Raw genomic sequence first — 3,387 nt, 5'->3', positions numbered from 1 at the left:
GACCTGAAGAAGATGGACAAGGACGATCTGCTCAACCTGCTCGGCCTGGAGACCCGGAAGGATACCGTGGACTGGCTGCTTCCCACGCTGGGGGCCTTCTCCGTGGGCCTGCTGTTGGGCGCGGGGCTCGGCGTGCTGATGGCGCCGAAGGCCGGTCCCGAGCTGCGCAATGACCTGCGCAACCGGCTGCAGGGCCAGGACTCCCAGGCCAACGCCGGCAACGGCCAGCGCCGCGAGACCATCTCCCACGGCGTCTAGCGTCGGGGGTCCGTGCCTCGCCCGGGACTCGGGCGAGAGCGAGGGGCGATCCGGTGACTCCGGGTCGCCCCTTCGTGTTTCCGGGAGGTAGACTGCGGCGCCTATGCGCGTCTCCCTCGTCTGGCAGCCGCTCTGCGGAGCGCGGCGGACCCTCCTTCTCGACGTGGCCCTCGCCGCGCGGGAGCTCGTGCCATGACCTCCAGGAAGGAGCGCAAGCCCGCGCGTGGCGGGCGTCCGGCGCCGAAGGGCGCATCCGCTCGCGAGGCCCCCAAGGCGGAGTCCCCCACACGGGGGCGTGCCGCGCCCGGACGGAAGGACATGCCGTCGCGGCGGGACACGCCGAGAGACCTGCCCGCGGTGGCGGCCCCTGGGAAGAAGGCCACCCTGGCGCGCACCCCCCCCGCGCCCCGGCCGCCAGAGGCGCCACGCGCGCCACGCCTGCCCGATACGAGCGCGGAGGCCGTGACACGGGGGGTGCTGGCCCGGGTGCGGGGCGTGGAGACGCTGGAGTCCGCCTATGACGCCTGGCTCGAGTTGCGGCTGGCGCACGGGGCCGCGCGGTTGCGCTTCGGCGAGGAGCGCGAGCGGCTGGAGCAGCAGGGCTCCTTCCTGGTGGGCGCGGTGCGCGCGGCGGATCGGGAGCGGGCGGCCTCAGGGGAGCCAGCCCCGGAGGCGGCGCTCGTCTCCGCGGATGCGTCCATGCGCGACTTCCTGCGCCAGGCCGAGGAGAAGCTGTCCCGGGCGCGTGAGGCGCTCGCGAAGGAAGAGGCCGAGAGCGAGGCGCGCTACCAGGCGGCCTTCGGGGAGCTCTGCTCCACCCTCCAGGATCGGGTGAGGCGCCACCTGGGGGCCTCGCCGCTGCGCCTGCGGTTGCTGCTGCGCAAGGTGGGGGCCACACGGGCCATCCTCCACGTGGAGCGCGTGAGCGGCGATACCCCGGTGCTGCTCCTGTACCTCTTCAGCGGCCGAATCCCCTCGCGCCACGGCTTCCTCTTCGACGACTCCACCGAGGACGTGTCGCTCCCGCCGGCGCCGCTCTACCCGGAGGAGGGGGTCGCGCCGGGCGAGGTGCGCCCGGAGGCCCCGGCCCTGATCGCCCGGGTGCGAGCGCCGGGAGAGGTGCTCCCGGTGAAGGGCTTCCTGCCCGTCTTCGTGCCCCGCCCCGAGGGAGGCGAGGACTTCTTCCGCCTCCTCCAGCGCGGGCCGGTGATGGAGGTGGAGGTGGCCGAGGGCCCGGGCTTCCGCGGCATCCTCACCCGCGAGGAGTCCGAGCGCTTCGCGGGGCATCTGCTGCGCCTCAAGCTCGAGGGCAGGCTCGAGCTCGAGGTGGAGGCGGGCTGACGCGGACTACGGCTGCGTGTGCACCACGCCCACGTCGGCGGTACCCACCAGCAGCGCGCTGCCGACGAAGAGGTTGTCGGACTCGGGGCCGCCGGTCTTCATCGTCTGGAAGATGACGAGGTAGTTGCTGTCCTTCTGGGGGAAGGCGCTGCCCGGGATTTCAAGGCTCGCCGCCTTCGACGGGGGATTCGGCAGGGCCACGAGCTCCAGGAGCCGCAGCGGCTCCTTCGGAGCGCTGGTGTAGGTGGGCTGGCCCTGGTCGCCGTTCTTGCTCAGCGGGACGACGGTGACGAAGCCGTGGGTGCGCTCCTGGTTGCTGGGCACCGCCGGGCGCTGCAGGGTGAGGGGCTGGTTGGCCGGGCGCCGCAGGTAGCCCTCGGCCGGGTGGAGCGCCTCAATCCTCTCCAGGGCCGGGGCCTCCTCCACGGTGCCCACGTGCGAGGTGCCGTTCTGCACGGCGACGAAGCGGTAGGTCTTGCCGGGCTGGTACTTCACGCCCGCGTCCTCGCCGAAGTCGCTCGTGTGGCCGTAGGTGCCCGCGCCCTCGTTCTCCAGGTTGATCTGGCCCCCGGTGGCCGCCTCGACGCGGACGGTGGCGTTGGCGATGGGCTCCGGAGCGCCCTGCTCCCCCTCGCGCGTGCCGAAGAAGACGAAAGCCGCCGTCTGGCCCGGCAGGGTGATCTGATCGAAGGTGCCGCCGTCGGACAGCGTGCCGGCGTCGATCCCCGCCGCCGCTGTCGGCGAGAAGGCCACGTCCGGCGTGGACAGCAGCGTCCCCACCATCACCTTCTTGGCGAGGAACTGGTTGCCTGTCTTCTCGAAGTCGCAGGCAAGAGGGGAGAGCAGGAGAGCGGTCGCGGCGGTGGACAGCAAGAGTCGGTTCATTGCTTCTTTCCGGAAGGTCGGCCCGGCGGGCGAGCATACCAGGGCGACAGGAGGGCTGGGTGGGTGGGCCGAACGCGCTATTCTGCCCGCTCCCGTGCGAAGCCTTCCCATCTACTCGGCCGGTCTCCGCTTCCTGCAGCGGCTCGGCTATTCGCTCCTGCAGGCCACGCTCTTCGGCGCCATCCTCGGGCTGCTCGTCTACTACCGCGTCCCGCGTGCGCAGCTGGGCGGCGAGGCGACGCCCATCGCCGTGCTCGCCCGTCCCTCGGCCTGGCTGGAGTCCTGGGAGCGCGGCGCCTACGACTGGCGCGCCCGCGCACTGGGCGCCCGCTCCTCGCGCTCGGATCGCGTCGTGGTGGTGGCGATCGACGACGAGACGCTCGCCGAGGCCCGCCAGGACGCGCGCCCCGGCATCGCCTCCAACCCGTGGCCCCGGGAGCTGGTGGGAGGACTGACCCACCGGCTCGTCGAGGAGGGCGCGGAGCTGGTGATGCTGGACTTCCCCTTCACGGAGCTCAGCCCGCGCGCGGGCCTCGTGCAGGACACGCCCGGCCTGGAGGGACTGGACGACGACCGGGCCTTCCGCAAGCAGCTCGATCGCAACCCCGAGAAGTCCGTGCTGGCCTTCGAGTGGTCGCCGGACCGCGAGATTCCCGCGAGCGGCCGGCTGTGGCCGTACCGCGTGCGGCTCGGCACCTACGCCAGCGCGGCCGAGGCGCGGGGCCGGGTGCAGTTGGTGCTGGCGGACCAGAGGCCCGCCTTCCTCATCCCGGCGGGCAACGCGGTGGAGGCGTGGGCGGGCGTGGCCAGCGAGCAGGAGGGCCTGCGGGTGGCCCTGGAGCAGGGCGTCCGCGAGCCGCCGAGGGTGCAGGAGCGGCGGGCCACGGATGACACCTGGCGCGT

Annotated in this window: 4 protein-coding genes; 3 read left to right on the top strand and 1 reads right to left on the bottom strand. The window is 73.1% G+C overall.

The features are described from left to right. On the top strand, window positions 1-258 hold a 258-nt coding region (locus tag VF697_RS25370), incomplete at its 5' end, for a hypothetical protein (RefSeq protein WP_331099285.1). Between the two features lie 192 nt (window positions 259-450). Beyond that, window positions 451-1,599: a hypothetical protein gene (locus VF697_RS25365; protein ID WP_331099283.1), complete on the top strand. Its 1,149-nt coding sequence runs from the start codon at window positions 451-453 to the stop codon at window positions 1,597-1,599. A gap of 6 nt (window positions 1,600-1,605) precedes the next feature. Here the strand turns inward: VF697_RS25365 and VF697_RS25360 are convergent, their stop codons facing one another. Continuing rightward, a complete protein-coding gene (locus VF697_RS25360) occupies window positions 1,606-2,484 on the bottom strand; it encodes a hypothetical protein (RefSeq protein WP_331099281.1) in 879 nt (292 codons plus the stop codon). A 94-nt stretch (window positions 2,485-2,578) separates the two neighbouring features. Between VF697_RS25360 and VF697_RS25355 the strand changes: the two genes are divergently transcribed. Further along, a partial coding sequence (locus tag VF697_RS25355; RefSeq protein ID WP_331099279.1) for a CHASE2 domain-containing protein occupies window positions 2,579-3,387 on the top strand: 809 nt, incomplete at its 3' end.

The sequence above is a fragment of the Archangium sp. genome (assembly GCF_036388035.1).
Lineage (GTDB): Bacteria > Myxococcota > Myxococcia > Myxococcales > Myxococcaceae > Archangium.
This window is presented reverse-complemented; position numbering and strand designations above follow the sequence as displayed.